Origin of the sequence: Halosimplex carlsbadense 2-9-1 (assembly GCF_000337455.1) — an archaeon.
In the GTDB taxonomy this organism is placed as follows: Archaea; Halobacteriota; Halobacteria; order Halobacteriales; family Haloarculaceae; genus Halosimplex; species Halosimplex carlsbadense.
Genome location: NZ_AOIU01000007.1, coordinates 1 through 23,240 on the forward strand (window position 1 = coordinate 1; position 23,240 = coordinate 23,240).

20 protein-coding genes are annotated in these 23,240 nt (G+C 70.9%); 7 read left to right on the plus strand and 13 right to left on the minus strand.

The genetic code is table 11. The features are described from left to right. Positions 1-103: 103 nt before the first annotated feature. Positions 104-1,768: a serine/threonine protein kinase gene (locus C475_RS02670; protein ID WP_006882216.1), complete on the plus strand. Its 1,665-nt coding sequence runs from the start codon at positions 104-106 to the stop codon at positions 1,766-1,768. A 27-nt stretch (positions 1,769-1,795) separates the two neighbouring features. Here C475_RS02670 and C475_RS02675 read toward each other — a convergent pair whose 3' ends face one another. Then, complete coding sequence (locus tag C475_RS02675; RefSeq protein ID WP_006882217.1) at positions 1,796-2,227, minus strand: hypothetical protein; 432 nt, start codon at positions 2,225-2,227, stop codon at positions 1,796-1,798. A gap of 174 nt (positions 2,228-2,401) precedes the next feature. After that, positions 2,402-4,084, minus strand: a complete 1,683-nt coding sequence (gene thsA / locus C475_RS02680; RefSeq protein WP_049929947.1) for a thermosome subunit alpha — start codon at positions 4,082-4,084, stop codon at positions 2,402-2,404. 223 nt (positions 4,085-4,307) lie between these two features. On the opposite strand from thsA, the gene C475_RS02685 reads away from it, so the two are divergent. Then, on the plus strand, positions 4,308-4,841 hold the full coding sequence (locus tag C475_RS02685; RefSeq protein WP_006882219.1) for a TspO/MBR family protein: 534 nt from the start codon (positions 4,308-4,310) through the stop codon (positions 4,839-4,841). Positions 4,842-4,859: 18 nt separating this feature from the next. On the opposite strand, the gene C475_RS02690 is transcribed toward C475_RS02685, so the two are convergent. Then, on the minus strand, positions 4,860-5,759 hold the full coding sequence (locus tag C475_RS02690) for an alpha/beta fold hydrolase (protein WP_006882220.1): 900 nt from the start codon (positions 5,757-5,759) through the stop codon (positions 4,860-4,862). Between the two features lie 107 nt (positions 5,760-5,866). Between C475_RS02690 and C475_RS24195 the strand changes: the two genes are divergently transcribed. Beyond that, on the plus strand, positions 5,867-6,022 hold the full coding sequence (locus C475_RS24195) for a hypothetical protein (RefSeq protein ID WP_006882221.1): 156 nt from the start codon (positions 5,867-5,869) through the stop codon (positions 6,020-6,022). Positions 6,023-6,399: 377 nt separating this feature from the next. Here the strand turns inward: C475_RS24195 and C475_RS02695 are convergent, their stop codons facing one another. From C475_RS02695 to C475_RS02705, 3 genes are all read right to left on the minus strand, one after another. Beyond that, positions 6,400-7,449 carry an ATP-binding protein gene (locus C475_RS02695; protein WP_006882222.1) on the minus strand — a complete coding sequence of 350 codons (1,050 nt, stop codon included), beginning with the start codon at positions 7,447-7,449 and terminating at the stop codon, positions 6,400-6,402. 57 nt (positions 7,450-7,506) lie between these two features. Beyond that, positions 7,507-9,168, minus strand: coding sequence for a sulfatase family protein (locus C475_RS02700; protein ID WP_006882223.1), 1,662 nt, complete (start codon positions 9,166-9,168; stop codon positions 7,507-7,509). Between the two features lie 128 nt (positions 9,169-9,296). Beyond that, positions 9,297-10,502 (minus strand): inorganic phosphate transporter, encoded by a 1,206-nt coding sequence (locus tag C475_RS02705; RefSeq protein WP_006882224.1) that lies wholly within the window; start codon positions 10,500-10,502, stop codon positions 9,297-9,299. A gap of 335 nt (positions 10,503-10,837) precedes the next feature. On the opposite strand from C475_RS02705, the gene C475_RS02710 reads away from it, so the two are divergent. Next, positions 10,838-13,075, plus strand: coding sequence for a hypothetical protein (locus C475_RS02710; RefSeq protein WP_006882226.1), 2,238 nt, complete (start codon positions 10,838-10,840; stop codon positions 13,073-13,075). 9 nt (positions 13,076-13,084) lie between these two features. Here the strand turns inward: C475_RS02710 and C475_RS02715 are convergent, their stop codons facing one another. From C475_RS02715 to C475_RS02735, 5 genes are all read right to left on the minus strand, one after another. Continuing rightward, positions 13,085-13,801 (minus strand): universal stress protein, encoded by a 717-nt coding sequence (locus C475_RS02715; RefSeq protein ID WP_006882227.1) that lies wholly within the window; start codon positions 13,799-13,801, stop codon positions 13,085-13,087. Next, complete coding sequence (locus tag C475_RS02720; protein ID WP_006882228.1) at positions 13,798-15,213, minus strand: APC family permease; 1,416 nt, start codon at positions 15,211-15,213, stop codon at positions 13,798-13,800. Before C475_RS02720 ends, C475_RS02715 begins: the two co-directional genes overlap by 4 nt. A 70-nt stretch (positions 15,214-15,283) precedes the next feature. Then, a complete protein-coding gene (locus C475_RS02725; protein ID WP_006882229.1) occupies positions 15,284-16,594 on the minus strand; it encodes a hypothetical protein in 1,311 nt (436 codons plus the stop codon). Then, the gene (gene pdxA, locus C475_RS02730) at positions 16,594-17,685 is read right to left on the minus strand and encodes a 4-hydroxythreonine-4-phosphate dehydrogenase PdxA (RefSeq protein WP_006882230.1); all 1,092 of its coding nucleotides are present in this window, start codon (positions 17,683-17,685) and stop codon (positions 16,594-16,596) included. Before pdxA ends, C475_RS02725 begins: the two co-directional genes overlap by 1 nt. A 1-nt stretch (position 17,686) precedes the next feature. Further along, positions 17,687-18,964 carry a four-carbon acid sugar kinase family protein gene (locus tag C475_RS02735; protein ID WP_006882231.1) on the minus strand — a complete coding sequence of 426 codons (1,278 nt, stop codon included), beginning with the start codon at positions 18,962-18,964 and terminating at the stop codon, positions 17,687-17,689. A gap of 132 nt (positions 18,965-19,096) precedes the next feature. Between C475_RS02735 and C475_RS02740 the strand changes: the two genes are divergently transcribed. Continuing rightward, the gene (locus C475_RS02740; protein WP_006882232.1) at positions 19,097-19,678 is read left to right on the plus strand and encodes a hypothetical protein; all 582 of its coding nucleotides are present in this window, start codon (positions 19,097-19,099) and stop codon (positions 19,676-19,678) included. Positions 19,679-19,774: 96 nt separating this feature from the next. Continuing rightward, positions 19,775-20,731, plus strand: a complete 957-nt coding sequence (locus C475_RS02745) for a mannonate dehydratase (protein WP_006882233.1) — start codon at positions 19,775-19,777, stop codon at positions 20,729-20,731. A gap of 7 nt (positions 20,732-20,738) precedes the next feature. Here C475_RS02745 and C475_RS02750 read toward each other — a convergent pair whose 3' ends face one another. Together C475_RS02750 and C475_RS02755 are read right to left on the minus strand one after the other, a co-directional pair. After that, positions 20,739-21,152 carry a hypothetical protein gene (locus C475_RS02750; RefSeq protein WP_006882234.1) on the minus strand — a complete coding sequence of 138 codons (414 nt, stop codon included), beginning with the start codon at positions 21,150-21,152 and terminating at the stop codon, positions 20,739-20,741. Between the two features lie 143 nt (positions 21,153-21,295). Next, the gene (locus C475_RS02755) at positions 21,296-22,486 is read right to left on the minus strand and encodes a mandelate racemase/muconate lactonizing enzyme family protein (protein WP_006882235.1); all 1,191 of its coding nucleotides are present in this window, start codon (positions 22,484-22,486) and stop codon (positions 21,296-21,298) included. A 555-nt stretch (positions 22,487-23,041) separates the two neighbouring features. On the opposite strand from C475_RS02755, the gene C475_RS02760 reads away from it, so the two are divergent. Further along, positions 23,042-23,221, plus strand: a complete 180-nt coding sequence (locus C475_RS02760; protein ID WP_006882236.1) for a DUF5786 family protein — start codon at positions 23,042-23,044, stop codon at positions 23,219-23,221. Positions 23,222-23,240 lie beyond the last annotated feature (19 nt).

Consider the following 23,240-nt stretch of genomic DNA (forward strand, 5'->3'; position numbering starts at 1 on the left):
GCGTGGCCCACCGCCGATTTTCCGCGTCCGAAACGGCCGTCAGCGGCCCGTCTGACGGGGGTCTGACGGGTATTCTTGTGGGGTGAGTGGCCTTCTCACGGGTATGGACAGCCGGGGCTCGACCGAGCGGCCGGTCGCCGTCGACGGCGACGCGGCCGACCGGGACGTCCGGGACGTGCTCGCGGGGCTGGTCGTCGGCGACGGCGCCGGCACCGACGAGTCGCTTCGCGCGGTCGCTCGGGCGGCCGGCGGGAGCGACCGCCTCGTCCCGGAGCTCCTCTCGGCCCTCGGCGACGACGCGACCGCCGTCCGGATCGGCGCCGCGTGGACGCTGTGTGCGCTGGCCGACGACCAGCCCGCCGCCGTCGACTACCTCGCGAAGCGCCTCGCCACCTGGAGCGAGCGCGGAGGCGGCGAGGAACCGTTCGAGGTGGAACAGGTACTTTCGTACCTGCGCGGGAGCTACCCCGGGCGCGTCGCCGACGCGGTCGACAGCGCGGCGGCGCTGGGCGCGCTCGACGCCGACGGCGGACGGCGAGCGGCGGCGGACGGAACCGACGACCGGACGACCCACGGGACACCGACCGGCTCGGGCGAGCGGGCTGGGGCCGGAAGTTCCGGGGAACGCGTCGAGACCGACGGCGGCGTCGGCGGAACGGCCGTCGCGGATCTGGGCGACGGGCGACAGGTCGTCCGCCCCTCCGGCCGGCGCGGCGGGGTCCACCAGCGACCCGTCGAACCTGGGGCCGAACGGCCGGTCCGACCCGACGAGCCGGACCGTTCGGCAGCGGTCCCCGAGACTCACCCGACCCACCCGGAGTTCGACGACGCCGACGCGGAGCCGACGACCACCGAGCCGGCGGCGCCGACGGAGTCGGACGGCGCCGCGGAGCGGACGCCCACCATCGGCACCCACGCGCCGGAGACGCCGGAGACGTTCGCGGCGATCGGCGCCCTGAGTTCGTTCGACCGGCTCTCGGCCGTCGCCGAGGGCTGCGAGGCGCGGTTCGCGACGGGCTACCGGTGTCGCGCCGTCGAGGACGACGAGGAGCGTGGCGTCGCGACGCGGCTGTTCGAGCGCCCCGACGAGTGCGACCGGCTCGATTTCGCCGCGGACCTGACGAAGCGGCTGAGTCGCTGGCGAGCGCTGGCCGACGGCGAGCGCGTCGTCGACCTCTTCGAGTGGGGCGACCGCCCGCGCCCGTGGGTCGCGACCCAGCCCGTCGACGACTCGCTGGCCGAGCGCGACCGGCCGCCGGTCGACGAGGCGCTCGCCCAGGCCGAGCAACTGGCCGACGCCGTCGCTCACTGCCACCGCCACGGCACGGTCCACGCCGGCATCGATCCGAAGAGCGTCGTCTTCCGTGGCGACGCCCTCTCGGGGCTGGAGCGGCCGATGCTCGACAACGTCGGCCTGATGCACGCCTTCCGCGAGTACTTCCAGCCGGCGAACTACCTCGACCCCCGCTTCGCCGCCCCGGAGTACTTCGACACAGACTTCGGCCGCGTCGACGCCGCGACCGACGTGTACGGCCTCGGCGCGACCTGTTACTACCTCTTCACCGGCCGACCGCCCTACGCCGGCAGCTACTGCGAGGTCCGCGAGGGCGTCATCGACGGCCGCCCGCCCGCACCGAGCGCGGTCAACGAGGCCGTTCCCGAAGAACTCGACAGCGTCCTCGGGAAGGCGATGGCCAGGGAGAAGATGAAGCGCTACGACGCCGTCGAGGGGTTCCGGAACGACCTCGAAGCGGTCGGCGGCGATTGACGGAACGATATAGGGGCGGTTTCACGGCTACCCGTCGATCGCGGACGATCGGCCTCTCGGCCGGGGGTCGATCCCAAACGCCTCCGCGTAGCGCGCGGTGGCCGCGACCGCGAACGCGAGACCGCTCAGCGTCGTCAGGAAGAACCCGTAGTACGGTGTGTATCCGCCCGGTGCCTCCAGCAACCTGACCGGTGGGTACACGACGCAGAGGAACGCCGCGACGCACAGAACCCCCACCTCGATCCGCGGGACGGAACGGCTCGCGCGGACGAGGCCGTAGCTCAGCGGCGGCACGAGCACCAGCGCCCGACCGGGATAGAATCCGTTCACGTCCCAGGGCGGTCGCGCTCCGAGCGTCCCCACGAGGTCCTGTCCCCAGTGGAGATAGACGCCGACCGCGAGCACTGCCAGCCCGACCGCGGCGACTCGGTCGGCGAGCGAGAGCGACGCGGCGCGCATACTCGGTCGTACTGTCTCTGCGTGATAGGCTTTCTGCCACTGATCGCGCAGTCGCTGGCCGGTCGAAAACGGAAGAAACGCGAACTGCGGAAGCCTGGTCCGAGAGCGGATCGCAGCGGCCGGAAAGCGGTACGACGATCGGCGGAAAGTGGGTTGGCTATCGGGGGCCGACTTTTACATCATGCCGCCCATGCCGCCGCCCATGCCGCCCATGCCGCCGCCCATACCGCCGGGCGCGCCGCCGGGGCCGCCGGGGCCGCCGGCGTCGTCGTCGCCGGTGTCCGTGCCGCCGCCCTTCAGGTCGCCCGCGGCGATCACGTCGTCGATGCGGAGGATCATGACCGCGGCCTCCGTCGCGGACTCGACCGCCTGGGTCTTGACGCGGAGGGGCTCGACGACGCCCTCCTCGACCATGTCGACGGTGTCGCCGGTGTAGGCGTCGAGGCCGACCTGGTGGTTACCGGAGTCGTGCTGGCTGCGCAGGTCGACGAGCGAGTCGATCGGGTCGAGCCCGGCGTTCTCGGCGAGGGTGCGCGGGACGACGTCGATGGCGTCGGCGAACGCCTCGACGGCGAGCTGCTCGCGGCCGCCGACGGAGTCGGCGAAGTCGCGCAGTTCGAGGGCGAGGTGGGCCTCCGGGGCACCGCCGCCCGGGAGGACCTGCCCGTCTTCGAGGGTCACGCTCACGACGCCCAGCGAGTCCTCGATGGCGCGCTCGACCTCGTCGGCGACGTGCTCGGTGCCGCCGCGGAGGATCATCGTGACCGCCTTGGCGTCCTCGACGTCCTCGACGAAGATGCGCTCGTCGCCGGCGACGTCCTTCTGAGCGACCGAGCCCGCGAAGCCGAGGTCGTCCTCGGTGATGTCGTCGATGTTGGAGACGATGCGGCCGCCGGTGGCTCGCGACAGGGCCTTCATGGCGGACTTCTTCGCGCGGCGGACCGCGAGGATGCCGCGCTGGGCGAGGTAGTGCTGGGCCATGTCGTCGATGCCCTTCTGGGCAATGACGACGTCGGCGCCCGCGTCGTCGAGCTTGTCGACGTACTCCTCGAGCTGCTGTTCCTCCTGGTCGAGGAACTGCTGGAGCTGGTCGGGGTCGGTGACGTTGACCTCGGTGTCCAGTTCCGTCTCGGGCACCTCGATGGCGGTATCGAGGAGCGCGACGTTGGCGTCCTCGACGGCGTAGGGCATGTTCTCGTGGACGCGCTCCTTGTCGATGATGACGCCCTCGACGAGCTCGGACTCCTCGATGGAGCCGCCGACGACGGTCTCGAGCTGGATGTTGTCGGTGTCGACGCCATCCTCGTCTGCGACGGCCTGGACGGCGTTGACGACGAGCGAGGAGAGGGTGTCCTTGGCGTTCTCGGCGCCCTTGCCGGTCATGGCGGTGGCGGCGATGGACTCCAGAATCTCCGTGTCGTCGGCGTCGACGTCGATGGCGATGTCCTCGAGGGCCTCCTTGGCCTTCTCGGCGGCCTGGCGGTAGCCCTGCGCGAGGATGGTGGCGTGGATGTCCTGGTCGAGGAGGTCCTCGGCCTTGCCCAGCAGCTCACCGGAGATGACGACCGCGGTCGTCGTCCCGTCGCCGACCTCGTCCTCCTGGGTCTGGGCGACTTCGACGATCATGTTGGCCGCGGGGTGCTCGATGTCCATCTCCTCGAGGATGGTGACGCCGTCGTTGGTGACGACGACCCCACCGGAGTCGTCGACGAGCATCTTGTCCATCCCCTTCGGGCCGAGTGTCGTCCGTACGGACTCGGCAACGGCCTTCCCGGCCGTGATGTTCATGGACTGTGCGTCCTTGCCCGAGGTGCGCTGAGAGTCCTCGGACATGATGATGAGGGGCTGGTTACCCATCTGCTGAGCCATAGTCAAGAGAGAGGTTGTTTGCGATTCTATATAAAAGTACCGGTGAGTGGTGCCGTTGACTTCGCTGGACGCCCGAAGAGAGTATGTGAACGCGTATCAAAGGTGCATTTATATGGCGATTGAGACCCGAAACCGGGAGTGAGCCGGCCGAGAGCGGGGTTTGGGACGACTCGGGCGGATCACATTTGCCCGTCCGGGACGTACCGGTCGTATGGCCGAGACACGGACGATCGGATCCGGGGGCTGGGGACGCGAGCGCGTGCTGACGATAGTCGCGGGGGTCCTGCTCGTCAACCTCGTCGGCGCGGCGCCGGCGGTGCTGTCCGGGCCGGGGTCGCCGTGGTTTCAGGCGCTCGCCAAACCGACGATCTACCCGCCGTCGTGGCTGTTCGGCGTCGTCTGGACGCTCCTCTTTACCCTGATTGGCGTCGCCCTCGCGCTCGTGTGGCTAGCCGGTGAGAGCGACCCGGTCGGAGCGGGGCGCGACGGCTGGACCCCACGTCGGGTCGCGCTGGCGGCGTTCGCCGGCCAGATGGTCCTCAACGTCGCGTGGACGCCCGCCTTTTTCGCCGCGGCGAACCTGCTCGCCGGCCTGGTCGTCATCGTCGCGCTGTGGCCCGCCGTGGTCGTGACCATCTGGGCCTTCGACCGCGTCGACCGCCGGGCGGCGCTGTTGCTCGTGCCGTATCTCGCCTGGGTCACCTTCGCCGCGGTGTTGAACTACCGGTTCCTCGCACTGAACTGAGCGGCGAACGGACGGCGGTCACTCCCCGGCGCCGTCCTTCAGATGTCCCACCAGCGCGTCGTTGACTCGCTCGGGTTCCTCGTCGTGGACCCAGTGGGAGGCCCAGGGGATCCGTTCGAGGCGGCCGTCGGTGCAGTAGCCGACGCTCTCGGTTGCCATCTGGGGGAGGAGCGCCACGTCCTCGTCGCCCCAGACGACGAGGGTCGGCGCCTCGACGGTCTCGCGGGGCGCGTCGTCGCGGCGGCGCAGGAGGGCGCGGTACCAGTTGACGGCGCCGCGGATCGCCCCCTGGCGGCGCCAGGCGTCGCGGTAGTGGGCGAGTTCGTCGTCGGTGAACGCGCCGGGGTTGGCGCTGCCCTCCAGCACGTCGAGGACGCCCCGGGCGTCGCCGCGCCCGAGGAACGCCTCGGGCACGACCGGCAACTGGAACGCGAACATGTACCAGCTCCGGGCGAGCTGGCGGGGGCTGGACTTCAGCGTCCGGCGCATCACCGACGGGTGCGGGACGTTGACGATCCCGAGGTGGTCGACGGTCTCGGGGTGGCGAAGCGCCAGGTCCCACGCGACCGCCGCGCCCCAGTCGTGGCCGACCACGTGGGCGTCGTCCCGGTTCTCGGCGTCGATCAGCGCGGCGATATCGCCGGAGAGTTCCCGCATCCGGTAGGCGTCGAGTTCGCGGGGCTTCTCGCTGAGGTTGTAGCCGCGCTGGTCCGGGACGACGACGTAGAAGCCGGCGTCGACCAGCGCGGGGATCTGGTGGCGCCAGCCGTACCAGAAGTCGGGGAACCCGTGCAGCAAGACGACCATCGGGTTCGAGGGGTCGCCGGCCGTGACGACGTGCAGGTCGACGCCGTTGACGGTGTGGCGCGTCGACGCCGCGGAAGACAGATCGAGCAGGCTCGCGTCGGTGGCGGTCATACCCGGACGTGGGACCGCCAGACCCCTGTAGATTCTGGTGGGCTGACTGGTCCGCGATGGGCGGGGTCGCCGGGCGACTTATTCGCCTTCGTCGCGTCCGCTCGACTATGGCCTACACCTGCCAGTGCGGCGCGACGATCCGATACAAGCAGGACCTCGCCAAAGAGCAGGGGGAGGTGTACCCGACCTGGAAGTGCCGGGAGTGTCTCAGCGAGATCCCCAGCGTCCACGCCGAGCGCATCAAACACGAACACCCGTCGTAGGAATCGATTTTGTTGAGAGGGGTCCCCGTACCGCTACCGCTTTCGTGACCGGAACCGCGAACAGCGTGAAAGGGGCGACGCGTTCGGCGAAGGCCGACGAAGCAAGTGACGCGGGACCGAAGGTCCCGCTAATCTGAGGCCGTAGCCCTCAGACACCGCAGGGCGAAGCCCGAGGAGCGTGGTTCGAAAGACGCCGATGGCGTCTTTCGTCATCACGAGAGAGCGAAGCTCTCTCGAACGACAGCGAGGCGCCCGAGTCGAACGCGTCGGGGCTTTCGCGCTGTTCGAGTTCGTTCACTCCGGGCTAGCGGTCACCGTGCGGTCATCGGTCGGGCACGAAACGGATACGACGACGCGCTACCGGCAGACTGTGAGATTCATCGACCCATCCCGAAGCGCCGATGCCGGAGTTCGGGGGTGATCTGGATGCGGTCGATCTCCTGGCCGGTGCGGTACCAGACGAACGCGGCCCGCGTGAACAGTTCCCGGCACTCGATGCGGACCTCGCGAGGGATGCCCTCGCTGCGCTCGTGGACGTCGCGGATCGCGGCTTCGGTGAACAGCTCGACGGGCTGGTCCTCGTAGGGTTCGCCGCGGAAGTAGGCAAAGGAGCGGGCGACGTACTCGGCGATGTCCTCGGGGCCGAACGGCTCGATCCCCTCGTAGTAGCGCAGCCGCGAGTCGAGCGTTCCCCGGAGGTCGGCGACGCGTTCCTTGCCCTCGGGGGTGCCCATCAGGAACAGGCGAACGCCCATGTCCCCCGCCACTTGCAGCGTCGAGAGGATATCGGCGGGGAGGACCTCGATCTCGTCGACGACGAGGAGGAGGGTCTTGCCGTCGGCGCGCACGTCCTCGACGAGTTCGCGGGCGGCCTCTTTGGCGTCCTCGGTGGCCCAGGGGACGCCGTCGCGGGTCTGCCAGTAGTCGCGGTCCTCGACCTCGTAGCCGGCGGCCTCCGCGGTCGTCTGGATCGTGGCGTACAGTTTGCGGGGCGTGGTCTCGCGGGGGTTGTCGAGGACGGCGACGACGAAGTCGTCGTGTTCGCCCAGGTCCCGCCGGACGATCTCGCGGAAGGCGGTCTTACCGGTGCCGTAGTGGCTGACGAGACCGATGTGCTGCTCTTGGAGGAGCCACCCGGTCACCTGGTTGAGCATCTCGGTGTCGTGGCGGACGTACAGCGGTTCGGGCATGCGGTCGGTGCCCGCCTCCTCGGTAAAGGGCAGGTCCGCGACGGTGTCGGGGTCGCCGCCGAGCGCGCGGCCGAACGCGAGCAGCCGGTCCTCGACCTCCGAGAGCTGGTCGAGGAGGATCCCCTGGCTGCGCTCGCCGTCGTCGTCCAGCGACCGGATCTTCTCGACGAGGTCGCCGACGGTCTCCGTCTCGCCCGCGCGGCCGTCCGCGGTCGGCCTGTCCGTGTCCTCGGTCATGCTGTTCGGTCGATCAACGTGTGGTTGTCCGTCCAGCCCGATAGCTCTTCTGACGCCTCACTCCGAGACGGAGAACGTCCCGACCTGCTCGTCGCTCTCGGCGAAGCCGTAGCGGACGGCCTTCGCGCGCACCGTGGTTTCGCCCGCCGGCAGGTCGACGGGACCGGTGTAGAGCACCCACTGCGGCTCGGTCCCGTCGCTCTCGACGAGGTCGTCGGCGACGGCGTAGGCCATCGACGCCCCCTGAGTCGCGCAGTACAGCGACAGCGTGGCCGGGCCTTCCAGGTCCAGCCCGCTCGTCCGGGCCGTCCGCTCGTCGTGGTTCGGGCTATTGATCACGAACCGCGGCGCCGCGGTCTCGGGCTGGTCCGTCCCGCCGTAGCGGTCGCGGACCATCTCGGCCTCGGCGGTGTCGCCGGCGTCGCCGACCCGCTCGCGCCAGTCGTCCAGCGCGCCGCGCATCCGGTCCAGCGTGTCGGCGTATTCCGGGTCGTCGGCGAGGTTGTCGACCTCCCAGGGGTCCTCGCGGAGGTCGTACAGCTCCTCGGCCGGTCGATCGGCGTCGAACCACCGTTCGGAGCCCTCGAGTCGCCCCTCGCGGGCCCGTTCCAGGATCTCGCGCATGACGGGGTGGCGATTGCGGAAGGGGATCCACTGGCGATACGGGGTGCCCGGCCGGTAGTGCCTGATGTACTTGAACCGGTGGTCGCGGACCGCCCGGACCATGTCGTAGGACTCGTCGTAGCGGTCCCTAGAAGCGAAGACGTATTCGCGCTCGTCGGCGCCCGGTCCGAGGAACTGCCGGCCCCCCACGTACTGCGGCACGTCGAGCCCGCAGGCGGCCAGCATCGTCGGACCGAGGTCCATCATGCTGACGAGGCGGTCGTCGACCTCGCCGCCGTCGACCTCCCCGGGCCAGCGGACGATCAGGGGGACGTGGATCCCCCCGTCGTAGGGCCAGCGCTTGCTTCGAGGGAGCCCCTCCCCGTGGTCGCTCCACAGGACGACGATGGTGTCCTCGGCCAGCCCGTCCGCCTCCAGGCGGTCGAGCACGTCGCCGACCCACGCGTCCGAGCGCGCGACGTTGTCGTACTGGCGGGCGATGGCGAGCCTGGTCGTCTCCGTGTCGGGGAGATAGGGCGGCACCTCGACAGCGTCGGGGTCGGTGTCGGGATCGGCGACGGCCCCCCCGAACTGGTCGTCGGTCCCGGGCTCGGTGGGGTCCCACTGGCCGCTCTCGTGGGTGACGCCGTTGGTGACTATCGCGAAGAAGGGCTGGTCGCCCTCGCGGGCGTCGTCACGCCAGTCCGCGCCCGACCCGTGGTGGTCCCACATCGTGACGGGAGTGCCGAACTGGTAGTCGGCCTTCGAGTCGAGCGTGCAGTAGTAGCCTGCCCGCCGGAACAGTTCGGGGACGGCGGTGACGTAGTGGGGCGGAACGGCCTCGTAGGGCGTCGGGAGTTCCGGGGCGTCGTCGCTGGTGTGAGTCGTCCGCATGTGGTGGGTGCCGACGGCGTTCTGGTGGCAGCCGGTCATCACCGCGGAGCGACTGGGAGCGCAGACCGGCGCGGTCGAGAAGGCGTTCGGGTAGCGCCGTCCGTCGGCCGCGAGACCGTCGATCTCGGGGGTTCGCGCCAGGTCGTCGCCGTAGCACCCCAGCCGCGGCGTCGTGTCTTCCATCGCGATCCAGAGGACGTTCGGCCGGTCGGCCCCGGGCATACCCGACGGGCGTCCGCCGCCGCCCTAAGTGTTGTTGCGGGGTCGTTCGGCGGGGGCGTCACCATCTGTAGGACCGACACCGACCAGTCGTCGAGGGCGCCGCGAGCGACTGCAGGTCCGCCTCCGCGTCACCCGCCGAGGACGGTCTCGAACACCCGGTAGAGGCCGAACCCGACGGCGATCGAGGAGACGAGAGTGATGACCCAGAAGGCCAGCGTCACGCCGATCTTCCGACGGGAGACGCCGGCCGAGCCGCCCGCCAGTCCGCCGCCGATGACGCCGGAGATGATGATGTTGTTGAACGAGATGGGGATCCCGAGCGCGATGGCCAGCTGGGCGATGACGAACCCCGGCACCAGCGCGGCGATCGACCGGCGGATGCCCAGCGAGGCGTACTCCCGGGAGGTGGCCTGAAGGAGTCGCGGCGCACCCATCCAGGCGCCGCCGAGGATACCGACGGCACCGATGGCAAGCAGGACGATGCCCGGGAGTCCCAGCTCGGCGCTGTAGAGGTTTTCGAGCGGCCCCGTGGCCAGCCCGACCTGGCTGCCGCCGCTGGAGAAGGCGACGACGCTGCCGAGGACGACGAGGAACGTGCGGATCCCTTTGTCCACGGACTGCTGGGTTCGCAGACGGATGAACTGGAAGCTCAGCGCGGCGAACGCGACCGTCACGACGGCGACCGTCGGTTCGACCCCGGCGACGGGCGACAGCCCCACGAGGTCCGCGCCGAGACCGGCCAGCGAGTTCTGCGTGGCGTCGGGGCCCGACGGGATGATACTCAACTCGACGTTGGCGACGATAGCGCCGACGAGCGCCGCGAGCACCGGCACGCCGACGGTCTCGGGGATGTCGTCGCGCCGGAGGATCGTCGCGGTCAGATACGCGAGGCCGCCCGAGACCGGCGGGACGAGCACCCAGAAGAGGGCGATCCGCTGGTAGGTCGCGACGGCCGGATCCCCGCCGAGCGAGAGGCCGACGCCGACCATCGCGCCCGTCGTCGCGAAGGCGGCGGGGACGGGGTAGCCCGAATAGACGCCGAAGGCCATGAACGCCGTCGCGGTGAGCAGGCCGGCAGTGGCGGCGAGCGAGGTGATCGCGACGCCGTCGATGAGGCCGGCGCCGACGGTCTCGGAGATGGATCCCCCCTGCGTGAGCGCGCCGGCGGCGGCGAGGATGCCGATGAGGAAGGCGGCGCGCATCGTCGAGATGGCGTTGGCGCCGATAGCGGGGGCAAAGGGCGGGGAGTTACTGTTGGCGCCCAGCGCCCAGGCGGTGCCGAGGCTCACGACCGTCGCGAGTACCACCAGCGCCCAGAAGCCGACGGTCGCCACGCTAGGTCCTCCCGTCGGCGACGGGCGAGTCGTCTGGACCGGGACCGTTCCCGTCGGCGGCAGACGGTCCCTCGTCGACGGTGGACGCCCCGCTCTCGGCGCGCGACTCGGTCATGCGCGACACGTTGTGTCGGCCGGCGAATAAACGTTCGCGCCGCGGGGCGGCGGTCTGGCGGTCGTCGCGGGCGGCCGACAGGTCTCCGGACGCGTCACAAGACATTTCCGCCGACACCCGAACATCCGGCAATGCGATTCTCGGACGCGCCGGGGGGACCGACCAGCCGGGCGGTGAGACGAGGACCACCGACAGACCACGTCGGTCCGTCGGTGAGACGGTGACCGACGACGGACCGGCGCGACCGGACGGGCCGGTCGTGGACCGTCGGACGGTCCTGGGAGCGGTCGCCGGCGCGAGCGCGACCGCGCTGGCCGGCTGTAGCGCCTTCGAGCGCGGCGCCGACGCGACCACCACCGCCGTCCCGGCCGCCCGCGCTCGCGAACTGGCCGAGCGGTTCGCGCCGACGCTGTACTTCGACGCCGCCGAGCGGTGGTTCCCGACCGACCCCCGCCCGTACGAGCGCGAGCGCGACGGCGAGACGGTCGTCGACGGCTTCGCCGCGCTCGACGGCTACACCGAGCGGTTCGACCCCGAGGCCCCGCCCGACCCCGCGGTGTTCTACAACGCCGTCACCTACGAGGACTCCCCGCTTGCGGTCGTCCAGTACTGGTTCTACGCCGCGTTCGACCAGTTCACGACGAACTTCCACTGGCACGACTGGGAGGTGTTGCACGTCTACGTCGACACCGCCGAGGGGGACGGGACGCCCGCCGACGGCGCCGACGAGCCCGTGCTCTACGTCGCCAGCTCCCACTCGCGGTCGGTGCCGAACAACGAGTACCTCGACCCCGACCGGCGGCCGACGGTGCTCTCGGAGCTGGGTTCGCACTCCAGCGCGCTGTCGGTCAACGACGCCGTCGACGAGTTCCAGCGCCTGTCGGTTGCGGACCTGGCCGCCGACATCACCAACAGCGCTATCGAGGGGATCGAGGACGTGGCCGAGCTCCCGCTGGCGTACGGCCTCCCGCGCGATGAGGGCGGCCGACTCCCGTTCGTCGTCCCCGAACTCGACGGCGCGCCGATCTACGAACACGATCGGCTCCCCGCCGTCGAGCGCTCGGACCTTCTCCCCCCGGAGCACACGATCCGCTCGTACGACGCGCTGTCGGCGCCGCCCGGCGAGGTGCCCGAGCGCTCGACCGGGCTCGTGTTCGGATCCGGCGCCGAGGCCACCGGCCCCGCCGCCGACGCGGACGTGACCTACGACCTCGTGCCGACCGCCGACCTCGAACACGTCGACGAGTTCACAGGGCCGCAACTCAGCTTCGAGTTCGCGATCCCGACGGCCGTCGAGGACGCCGTCGCCAGCCACCTCACGGCGCCGAGCGCGCCCTGGGAGCAGCCCCGATACGAGAACCCCGCCAGCGACATCTCCGACCCGGCTCACCGGCGGGCGCTGGCCGACCGTTACGACGCCGTCGGCGACCCCGCGCCGGTCAACACGCTGCTCGCGCGCGCCGTCGAGGCGGTGCCTGAGCCCGATGCCCCCGACGGGAAAGGCGTGACCACCCAGGAGTCCCGGGTCGAAGCGGTCGCGCTGGTCGAGAGCGACGCCGTCGCTGTCCCGACGTTCGGTGGCCTCGCCGCCGTGAGCGATCTGCCCGCCGGCGACCACCGCCTCACCGTCAACGGCGCCGGCCTCGCGCCCCACAGCGAGACGGTCGCCGTCGGCGAGGCGGCCACGGGGACGGACGCGACCGCCGAACCCGCCGGGACTGACGACGCGGCCGCGGCCACCGGGGCCGACGCGGCCGCCCCGCCGGGCGTGACGCTGGCGGGCGCCGACGGTTCGGTCCCGCTGGTCGCCCGCGAGGACGCGACGAAACTCGCCGTCGACCCGACCGACAGCGAGGCCGAACTGACCGCTCTCGCGGTCGAGGACGACTTCGCGGGTCGGCTCTACGACGCGCCGCTGTCGGGTCCCGACGCCGTCTACGTCCACCGCGACGGCGCCTACACGACGGAAGTGCGAGACGCCGACGACGCGATCGGCGCCGTTCGCGTCGACCCCGGCGACGAGGCGCGAGTGCCCGTCGACCGCCCGGAGACCGGGACGGCGTCGCTCGCCCGCTACGTCGCGACCGTCGCCGAGGAGACGCGAGACGAGGTGGCCGCCGAACTCGACGGCCGGGACGGAGGTGACGAACCGTCGGGTGACGGAAACGGGGGCGGTGGGAACGACAGCGACGCTCCGGGCAACTCGCTGCGCGGGCTCGTCCAGGTCCTCGAAGCCATCGCCGAAGGCGCCCGTCGAGCGGCCGAACAGGCCGAGTCCGGGAACGGCGAGGGCGCCGACGCGCGGATCGACGCCGTCGCGATGCGGCTCGAACGGGCGACCGACCGGTTCGAAGCGGCTCGCGAGGGCCTGCCGCCCGACCTCGCGGCCGCCGCCGAGAACCGCTTCGCACAGCTCGACCGGCGCGCGAAACAGGCGAAACGCTCCGAAAAGCTCTGAACGGAGCGCTCAGGCCGGGTCGGGGTCGGCCTCGCTTGGCCGACGGACGACGATCACCGGTCCGACGGTCTCCGCGGCGATCCGTTCGCTCTCCTCGCCGAACAGGAGCGTGCTGAGCGACGGCGCCTGCTCGCCCATCACGACGGCGTCGTGACCGGTCGCCGCGTCGACGAGCGCGTCGAAGGGGTTGCCGGTCGCGGTGCGCGTCTCGACCGCGACGCCCGCGTCGGTCAGGGCGGCCGCGGCGTCGTCGAGTCGCGCCCGCCCCTCGTCGCCCGCGCCCTCGGCCGACCCGGTCGCCAGGAACAGCGTCACCTCGATGGCACGGCCACCGACGAGCGTAGCGACGAAGTCGGTGATGCGGTCGACGGCGACCTCGCCCGTGACCGGGACGAGCAGCCGTTCGACGGGGCCGGTCGCGCCGGTGATCGCGAACGCGTCGGCCTCCAGCTCCGCGGCGACCCGGTCGATCGACTTGCGGCGGTCGTGGGTGAACACGAGGCGGTGGTCGGCCGCGCCTCCGGTCGCCGCGAACTCCTCGGTCACGTCGTCGAGCGCCTCGTTGGCCCGGTCCTCGTACTGAAGGCGCGCCTGGTCGGGCGGCGTCTGCTCCGGGAGGACGTGGTAGCCCAGCACCGTCACGTCGACGGTCTCGAGCAGGTCGAGCAGCCCCGCGGAGACGCTCGCTCCCTCGAGTATCGCCAGCGGCACGAGCACGCGGGTCATAGTTTCCCTCTGAGTGTTACGTCGCGAGCGTAATAGAAGTACCAGCCTGCAGTCGCCAGCATGACCGCGATCCCGATGGTCTGCGAGAGCCGCTGCATGAACAGGATGAGCGCGAAACTCGACAGCGCGCCCAGTATCGGGACGACGGGGTAGCCGGGCGTCCGGAAGTCCGGGTCGTACCACTCCGGTTCGTCCCGTCGCAACGCGATCAGCGCGATACACATCAGCCCGTACAGCACCAGATGCAGGAACGAGGCGACCTCCGCGAGAACCTGAACCTGTCCGGTGGCGACGAGCACGAGCACCGGCCCGCCGGCCAGGCCGAGCGCGACGTGGGGCGTCCCGTATCTGAGGTTGATGCGGCTGGCCCACCGCGGGAGGATGGCGTCCCGCGAGACGGCGTAGATGGCCCGCGAGGTGCTCAGGACCGACGCGTTGGCGCTGGACATCGTCGCCAGCAGGCCGCCGAAGACGATCGCGAGCGCGCCCGCACCGCCGAGGTAGTACCGTCCCACGTCGACCATCGCCGTCTCGCCGAGGTCGGCCAGTTCCCCGCTCGGGATCGCGCTGGTCGCGACGAACACCGTCACCACGTACATGACGCCGACGATCACTACCGACCCGACCATCGCCAGCGGCAGGTTCCGCCCCGGCTGTTCCATCTCGCCGGCGACCGTCGCGACCTGGGCGAAGCCGAGATACGAGGTGAACACGAGCGCGGCGGTCGTCAGGACCGGCACCGGGCCGAACGGCATGAACCGCTCGGGGGCGCTGGCCGCGCCGACCAGCCCCACCGCGTCGAGACTGCCGTACAGCAGGAACACGGAGAGGATCGACAGCAGCAGCGCCACCACGCCGTTCTGGAGTTTGGCGGCGTTCTCGGTCCCGGTGACGTTCAGGACGGTGAAGCCGGCACCGAACAGCAGGGCGACGGGGATGACGAGTCCCTCGCCGACCGTGACGCCGATTTCGGCGAGCGTGTCGACGGCGTAGTAGCCGAAGCCGACGAGGTAGAACGCCGTCGCGAACACGAGCCCGAACCACAGCGAGAGGCCGACGACCGTCCCCGCGAGCGTCCCCAGTCCGCGCGAGATGAAGTAGTAGCCGCCGCCGCTTTTCGGCATCGCCGTCGCGAGTTCGGAGGTCGGGAGCGCGACCAGCAGGGCGACGACAGCGCCGATGGCGAACGACCCCGCCGCGGCCGGCCCGGCCTCGCCCGCCGCCAGTCCGGGGAAGACGAAGATACCCGCGCCGATCATCGTCCCGATACCGATGGCGAGCCCGCCGGTCAGGCCGAGCGTCCGCTCCAGTTCGGCGTCGTCCGTGAACGTCGCCTCGTCGGTCTCGACCGTCTCCTCGATCACGGGCGTCTCGCCCTCGACGTTCGCCCCGCCCGGCGAGTCAGTACTCACAGCACGGTGATACGTCGCCAGGCACGTATGTCTGCCGGCGACCCAGTCGAACGGTCCGCCCGGGTCGCCGTCAGTACGGGTCGGGAGCGAACGCGCCGCCGTCGAGCGACAGCGGCGCGAGCGGGCCGACGGTCACGTCCGGGCGCTCGCGCAACTCGTCGGCGACCGGTTCGGAGACGACCAGCGAGTCCGGGTCCATCGTGCTCGGGATCCGTGCGATCCGCAACTCGCCGGGGTCGGCGACGCCCGTCGTCGAACACGACAGCAGGAGCGCGGTCGCGTCGTCGGGGACGACGAACGGCAGTTTCGCCCGCCGCGGCTCGCCGCTGGTGGCGATGTTGACGTAGGTGTCCGCGAAGTCGATATCGGCCACGAGGTCCCGGTGGACGAAGTCCGCGAGCCCCACGCCGACCGCACTACCGTGGGACGGTGCCGTCAGCGAGCGGGCGTAGACGCGGGTTATCGACGGCGAGTCCGGCTCGGCCTCGCCGTGGAAGTCGTAGCGGCCGAGGACGTTCGTGTCCATCCCGGTGCCCGACTTGTCCTTGCCCGTCTCGTCGACGACGAGGAGATCCAGATCGTCGACGGGGAGCGTCGCGAGGTGCTCGCGGGCCCGGTCGAGCAGTTCGGGCTCGCGGTCGCGCACGTCGGCCGCGTCGATCCCCTCGATCCGGGCGGCGCGGTGGTGAGCGTTCTCGACGAGCGCGATCCCGCCGGCGATCGGTGTCTCCCGACGCAGGACCTCGTAGCGGTCGGCGATCACGTCGGCGAAGTCCGTGGCGATGGCGGCGTTGTGTAGCGATTCGGCCCCGCGATGCTTGCCGAGGCCGATCACGGCCATCTTCGCCAGGCCGCTCTCCACGTCGCCGCGGAAATCGGTGTGCGGTTTGACGCGATTGGCGAGCAGGACGGCGTCGGCCTCCAGCGCGTCCACGGCGGCGTAGACCGGCCGTCCGAGGTCGTCCTCGCCGACCGCCTCGACGGCCATCGACGAGCGGATCGGACAGCCGAGCGTCTCCTCGGTGATCCCCAGCGCCGCGAGCGTCTCCCGTTGCCCGTCGGCGGTCGCGCCGCCGTGGCTCCCCATCGCCGGGAGTACGAAGGGTGCGAACCCACGCTCGGCCAGCCGGTCGACCGCCGCGGCGAGGACCGCGGGCATATCCTCGATCCCGCGGCTCCCGGCGGTGATCGCCACCGACGACCCGGGATCGAGGTCGTCGAATCCCTCGATCGCGTCGACAGCCGCCCGGGCCGCCGCCGGTACGTCGCCGACCGTCTCGGGGTCGCGCTCGCGGCGCGCGACGGCGAACTCGGGCAGGTCGTCGACGGTGTAGTCGTTGCAGTCGGCCAGCGCGGCGGCGTCGGGGAACTCGATGTCCATCAGCCGCTCCCGGCGTCCGGGAGGTCGGCGGCTTCGGCTCCGTCGCCGTCCCCGCGTCGCGCGCGATTGCGGGCGATGCGCGCCGCGACTTCGACGGCGTCGACCATGCTGGCCTCGCTGGCGCACCCCTCGCCGGCGATGTCGAAGGCGGTGCCGTGGTCGACGCTCGTGCGGACGATCGGCAGGCCGACGGTGACGTTGACGCCGGAGACGGCGTCGTCGCTGGCGAACCCGAGCATCTTGATCGGGATGTGGCCCTGGTCGTGGTACATCGCGACGACGCAGTCGTAGGCGCCGCCGGCGGCCTGGGCGAAGACCGTATCGGGCGATTCCGGACCGTGTACGTCCAGTCCGTCCGCGCGGGCGTGGTCGACCGCCGGTTCGATCTCGCTGCCCTCGGCGACGCCGAGGATGCCGCCGTCGCTGGCGTGGGGGTTCAACCCCGCGACGGCGATGGTCGGGTCGTCGATGCCCAGGTCGCGCAGTCCCTCGTGAGTCACGTCGATCGTCGTCCGGACGCGGCCGCGCGAGACCCTGTTGCACGCCTCTGTCAGCGGGACGTGCGTGCTGACGTGGGTGACGATCAGGTCCGCGGCGGCGCCGTCGGCGGTGTCCTCGATCCCCTCCACGAGCATCATCGCGTACTCGTCGGTGTCGGTGTAGTCGGCGAGCATCCCCGTGTGGCCGGCGTAGGTGCTGCCGGCACAGCGGGTCGCCTGCTTGTTGATCGGCGCGGTCGCGATGGCGTCGACGGCCCCGTCGGTCGCCAACTCGATGGCCCGCTCGACGTATTCCAGGCTCGCGGCGCCGTAGTCCTCGCGGACCTCGCCGTAGGTCAGGGCGTCGGCGTCCACGTTGTCGAGATCCAGCACCGGGATCCTCGTGGGGTCGGCGTCTGCCGCGCTCGGCGAGTCGACGGCGGTGACGGTCAGGTCGCTCTCGCAGACCGCGACGGCCGCGCGCAACACGTCGGCGTCACCGACGACGAGCGGCGCCGCGGCGTCACAGATGGCCGGGTACGCGCCGACGATCACTTCGGCGCCGACGCCCGCGGGGTCGCCCATCGTCACGGCGACAGTCGGTCGCTCCATGCTACCGACCCAGCGTGTCCAGACAGTTGAGGATGACCCTTTCGCCTCCGAAGCCGCCGGCCTTCGTGACCACCCGCGTCCCCGCCGCGGGCCCGGTCGCGATCCGCCCCTCGGGGACGCCCGCGGCGACCGACTCGCCGGTGAGCGCGATCTCCGCGACGTCGAGCGCGTCCAGAACCGCCTCCGCGGTGTCACCGCCCGTGAGGACGAGCCCCGCCGGCGGTGAGGCCTCGACGGTCGCCCGCGCGGCCGCCGCGAGCGCCGCGGCGACCCGGTCGGCCGCGATCCGATCGGCGGCCGTCGCATCCTCGGCGAGGTCCGCGGCCGCCCGCTCGGCCGCGGCCACGTCCTCGCGACTCCTCGCGGCCGTGACGACCGCTCGCTCCCGCCAGTCCAGCAGCGCGGAGAGCGATTCGGCCGCCGCGCGGCCCGCCGATTCCGGGTCGCCGACGGCCGCCGCGGGGTCGAGCGCGACGACCGCCTCGTCGTCGACCGCGTCCAGTTGCGCGAGCGTCCGCTCGTTGACGCTCCCGACGACGGCGAGGACGCCCGACCGTCGCGGGTCGGACGACACGTCCGGTGAGGAACCCGGCGGCTCGCCGGCCAGCGCCACCTGTGCCGCGAGACCCCCGCTCCCGACGTAGAGGGGGGTCGCGTCCAGCGACGCCGCGCCCGCCGCGATCGCTTCGAGGTGGTCGTCGGTCCGGGCGTCACAGACGACGAGCGGCGGCCGCTCGGCCGCGGCGCGGTCGGCGAGGAACTCCCCGACGGCCGCCGGCCCCGCGTCGACGGTGTCGCCGTCGAGGTGTGCGACGGGGTACTCCGAGCCGGCGACGTACTCGCGGAGGTCGGACTCGGCGACGCCGTAGCCCGCTTCGGCCAGCGGCGTCCCGTCGACGAGGTGGCGCCCGCCTTCGGTGGTCCGGCCGGTCGCCGGGAACGCCGGCGCGACGACGGCCAGAGCCGCCCCGGTCGCCGCCAGCGCCGCGTCGACTTCCGCGGCGACGTTGCCCCGTAGCGTCGAATCGACCTTCTTGTACACCAGACCGGCGGGGTAGGCTTCGACCGCGCGGGCGACCGCCGCCGCGGCCGCCTCGTTGTCGGCGTCGCGGCTGTCGGTGTCGACGACGAGTACGTCCGCGTCGGTGCCGGCGTCGCTGTCCGCGCGACCGCCGTCGACCGACCGGCGGACGCGGACGCCCCGGCCGCGCCCGGCGAAGCCGTGGCCGGTGTCCATCGCCCCCGTCAGGTCGTCGGCGACGACCAGCGCGTTTCGCATTGCTCCCTCTCGCGCTCGCTCGCACTTAGTCGCCTCGTCCGGCGTTCGGCCTGGTTCCCGACGCCGACGAGGACACGCCCGCCATTCCATCGCCGGCCGGCGACTTATTCGCACGAGGGCCGAACGGGTCACGTGTCCGAACCGAACCAGGCGGCCGTCGAGGAGGCGGTCCGCGAGGGGGAGTCGATGGGCGGGCGCGACCTGGTCGCGCTGATCGAGCGCCACCACGACGGCGCCGGCGTCGAGCCCGAGACGATCGAGGCGTACGCGGAGGAACTGGCGGCCCGCGACGACTACGCCTTCGACGCCGAGGCGTTTCTCGCCGACGTGGACGAACACACCACCGACGCCGACCGCTGGGCAGGCGGTCACTACTACGAGATCGGCGACGCCGTCGACGACCACCGGATCAGCCTGTTCCCCGAGTCGTGGCACGAGGAACTCGGCGGGTCGACCGACGTGGCCGAGTACGTTCGGTTCGTCCAGGACGAACAGCCCGAGTACCTCGACGACCTGGCGCTGGGCGGGCCCGGCGAAGGCGTGCCCAAACCCGCGGTCCTGCAGGCGCTGGAACTCGTGGGCAGGGTCAGCCGCCCGACCGCGCGGGAGGCGTTGGCCGAGGCCGGCGACCGCGGCGACATCGTCCAGGACGCCGACCAGAACCCCGACGCCGACATCTACCTCGCCGACCGCGTCTCCGAGGACGCGGTCTGACCCGGGCGAGCCGCCGACGTGCCACTCGCGCCCCCGGAACCGGAGCGAACCGCGACCAACCGAACGGTTTTGCCCCGCCGGTCGCAGGCTGGGGGTATGGATTACACCGTCTTCATGTCCACCGAGCCCACCGAGCGGTGGGAGTTGGCGAAGCAGATGGGGCTCTCGAAAGCGGTCTCGGGGCTCCCGCGCGGCGCCGACGGCGACCCCTGGGACTTCGAGGCGCTGCTCGAACTGTCGAACCGCTTTGCCGACGCTGGGCTCGACCTCGCGGTCATCGAGGACCGGCCGCCGCTGGACGACGCCATCCTCGGTCGCGACGGGCGCGACGAGCAGATCGAGACGGTCAAGACGCTCCTGCGGAACATGGGCCGGGTCGGCATCGACGTGTGGTGTTACGTCTGGATGGCGCCGCTGAAGGTCCTCCGCACGTCGCGGTCGGTCCGCGGCCGCGGCGACTCGCTCGTCACTCGCTACGACCACGAGCAGATGGATCGGGGACCGGAACTGCAGGGCGCCAGCGCCGAACAGCTGTGGGCGAACCTGGAGTACTTCCTCGACGAGGTCGTCCCCGTCGCCGAGGAGGCGGGCGTCAAACTCGCTCTACACCCCGACGACCCACCGCACTCTCCCGTTCGGGGGGTCGAACGCATTATCACCAGCCCGGAGGCCTACCGGCGCGTGATGGATCTGCACGACTCGGAGTACAACGGCATCACGCTCTGTCAGGGCAACTTCGCCGCGATGGGCGCCGACGTGCCCGCGGCCATCCGCGAGTTCGACGACCGGATCCACTTCGCGCACTTCCGGGACGTCGAGGGGACGAGCGACGATTTCACTGAGGTGTGGCACGACGAGGGGCCGACCGACATGGCCGCGGCGATCCGCGCCTACGAGGAGATTGGCTTCGACGGGCCGCTGCGGCCGGACCACTGCCCGACGATGGCCGGCGAGGACAACGCGTCGCCGGGCTACCACGACAAGGGCCGGCTGTTCGCGGTGGGGTATCTGAAGGGGCTGCGCGACCAGTACCGGTCGATGGACGGGGGGTAGTCGTCGCTCAGTCGTCGGCCGGTTCGACTGCGTCGACCGACCGTCGCTCGTCGTCGCTCGACCCGCCTTCCAGCGCGTCGAGGCCGCCGACGAAGTAGCCGACCATGTAGGTGGCGAGGACGACGACGTGCAGACCGATCTGGTCGGGCAGAGGGACGGCCGCCGAGAAGACGGCCTGGAACGCGACGACGATCACGAAGAACTGACCGACTGCGGTCCACTTACTGTCCTGCCAGCTCCCGCTCGAGGCGGTGAATTCGGGGTGCTGGCGGACGACGCGACCCATCACGAGTCCGAGGACGAGCACGCTGACGCCGGCGGCCCCGGCGATACCGGGATTCGCGCCGAACCACCACAGACCCCCGCCCGTCGCGACCCCCAGCGCGACCGCGAGCAGTCGATGCAGGAGTGTTCGGTCCATACGCGGTCGCTACGACTACCGGAAGGAAAAGTCATTCGACCAACGTGACCGGTCGGCTAGCGGTCAGGCGGTGTCAGTCCCCAGTACCCGGTCTCACGCGGGGTCCAGCGTGTCGAATCGGAGATTCGCCGGCTCGATCCGGCTCAGGGAGCCGGATCGAGGAGGGTCTCGCCGTCTTTCATGTGTTCCTCGACGACGTCCAGGTCGAGGGTGACGCCGAGGCCGGGTTCGTCGGAGACCGGGACGGAACCGCCTTCGATCACGTCCTCCTCGACGAAGGTGTCCCAGTCGGGGTCGTCGCGGCCGTGCCACTCCAGGGCGAGGAAGTTCGAGACGGAGACGCCGACGTGGGCGCCCGCTTTCGTCCCCAGCGGCGAGGAGACGTTGTGCAGCGCCAGCGGGGTGTAGTAGTCGTCGGCGAGGTTGGCGGCCTTGACCGTCTCGCGCATGCCGCCGAACTTCGGCATGTCCGGCTGAAGTACGTCGATGCCCTGCCGTTCGACCATGTCACGAACGCCGTGGGTGCGGAAGACGTTCTCGCCGGCGCAGATGGTCGTGTCGGTGGCCTGCGTGACCTCGCGCTGGACCTTCAGGTTCTCCGGGGGCACCACGTCTTCGAGCCACCACACGTCGTAGTCCTCGACGGCGGCGGCGAGTCGACGGGCGCTGTCGCCCGCGTAGTTCCAGTGGCAGTCGAAGGCCACGTCGGCGTCGTGGCCGACCCGCTCGGTCACCGCCTCGACGACCGACGCCTTGTAGTCGATGGCCTCGGCGTTGAGGTGGCGGTTGTGGCGGTCCTTCTCGTAGCGCTTGCTCGCGTCGAGGTCGAACTTGATGGCGTCGTGGCCCTCGTCGACGACCAGCTCGGCGGCCTCGGCGTAGCTCTCGGGCGCGTAGATGTCCCGGTCGTGCTCGTCCTGTTTCGCGCCCTCGAAGGCGCCGCCCAGGTGCGCGCCGGCGTGACAGTCGACGTAGATCCGCGCCTCGTCGCGGTAGGCGCCGCCCAGCAGTCGGTAGGCGGGCTGGTCCTCCAGTTTGCCCGCCAGGTCGTGCAGCGCGATGTCGATCCCGGAGATGGCGCTGACGGTCGCGCCCGCCAGCGACCCCGTCGCCGAGTGGATCTCGTAGAGCTTGTGGACCAACGGCTCGATGTCGCGGGGGTCCTCGCCCTCCAGCCACTCCGCCGAGTCCTCGACGATGTCCCCCACGCCCGGGCCCCAGTAGCACTCGCCGGTGCCGGTGACGCCCGCGTCGGTGTAGATCCGGACGAACGTCCACGTCCAGTCCGCGTCGACCTGTGTCGCCTGTACGTCTGTGATTTCCACGTCTGTCATGGCGCCCCCTTCCGAGTCCTCCGTATTCAACCTCGGGGCGTCCCGTCATTCGTCTGTCTCGTCTGGACTACCGGTCCCGGAGAGTCGTTCCGCCGCCCGACGACGCGCCCGCCCGATCCGACCTGAGAACCCTCGCGTGCACCCCATCCAACACCCGCCCGCGCTCGCTCTACCACACCCGCCCGCACGAGATACCACGCTGACACGCTCGACCGCCCGCCGGTCGCTCACGGCCGCCCGCACCGCGGTCGACCTGTCTCCCGAACTACAACAACGATCGAAGTCGCCGTAGTCGAACGACGATACGGATTCAGAGCGGTCGAGACCCCCGAGAGACGACGATCCGTGAGGTCGGACACCCCCGCCAGTGCCACGATAACCAGACACACGGCCGTCCAGTTATCGGTCCCGGATTTTGACTAACGTCCGCGGGAGCCGGAATCGGTCCGAATACGTCCCGTTTGATCGCCGTTACTCGATGTTCGATCAGTTAATTGCCGGTTACTCCCCGGTGGGCGTATGATTTTTCACGATCAGTGTATAACGTTTACTCGTATGGGGTTCGGGAGCTACGACGAATCAGAACAAGAGAACCAGGAGCTAGACGCCGACCTCGAGGACGACGACGGCGTCAACACAGCGGAGAACACACACGACGGCGACGTGGAGTACGAGTTCGACGCCTCGAACGACGAGCTGCTCGACAGGCTACAGGACATCAAAGAGAACACGTGAAACGCGGGGTTCGCGCCAT

Bases quoted from the DNA above. Each gene is read 5' to 3' on its own strand.
- C475_RS02685 (WP_006882219.1), top strand. From the start codon at position 4,308: ATGGCCGAGACACGGACGATCGGATCCGGGGGCTGGGGACGCGAGCGC.
- C475_RS02755 (WP_006882235.1), bottom strand. From the start codon at position 22,486: ATGACAGACGTGGAAATCACAGACGTACAGGCGACACAGGTCGACGCG.
- pdxA (WP_006882230.1), bottom strand. From the start codon at position 17,685: ATGGAGCGACCGACTGTCGCCGTGACGATGGGCGACCCCGCGGGCGTC.
- thsA (WP_049929947.1), bottom strand. From the start codon at position 4,084: ATGGGTAACCAGCCCCTCATCATCATGTCCGAGGACTCTCAGCGCACC.
- C475_RS02670 (WP_006882216.1), top strand. From the start codon at position 104: ATGGACAGCCGGGGCTCGACCGAGCGGCCGGTCGCCGTCGACGGCGAC.
- C475_RS02745 (WP_006882233.1), top strand. From the start codon at position 19,775: ATGGATTACACCGTCTTCATGTCCACCGAGCCCACCGAGCGGTGGGAG.
- C475_RS24195 (WP_006882221.1), top strand. From the start codon at position 5,867: ATGGCCTACACCTGCCAGTGCGGCGCGACGATCCGATACAAGCAGGAC.
- C475_RS02690 (WP_006882220.1), bottom strand. From the start codon at position 5,759: ATGACCGCCACCGACGCGAGCCTGCTCGATCTGTCTTCCGCGGCGTCG.
- C475_RS02700 (WP_006882223.1), bottom strand. From the start codon at position 9,168: ATGCCCGGGGCCGACCGGCCGAACGTCCTCTGGATCGCGATGGAAGAC.
- C475_RS02675 (WP_006882217.1), bottom strand. From the start codon at position 2,227: ATGCGCGCCGCGTCGCTCTCGCTCGCCGACCGAGTCGCCGCGGTCGGG.
- C475_RS02735 (WP_006882231.1), bottom strand. From the start codon at position 18,964: ATGCGAAACGCGCTGGTCGTCGCCGACGACCTGACGGGGGCGATGGAC.
- C475_RS02695 (WP_006882222.1), bottom strand. From the start codon at position 7,449: ATGACCGAGGACACGGACAGGCCGACCGCGGACGGCCGCGCGGGCGAG.
- C475_RS02760 (WP_006882236.1), top strand. From the start codon at position 23,042: ATGGGGTTCGGGAGCTACGACGAATCAGAACAAGAGAACCAGGAGCTA.
- C475_RS02750 (WP_006882234.1), bottom strand. From the start codon at position 21,152: ATGGACCGAACACTCCTGCATCGACTGCTCGCGGTCGCGCTGGGGGTC.
- C475_RS02725 (WP_006882229.1), bottom strand. From the start codon at position 16,594: ATGGACATCGAGTTCCCCGACGCCGCCGCGCTGGCCGACTGCAACGAC.
- C475_RS02715 (WP_006882227.1), bottom strand. From the start codon at position 13,801: ATGACCCGCGTGCTCGTGCCGCTGGCGATACTCGAGGGAGCGAGCGTC.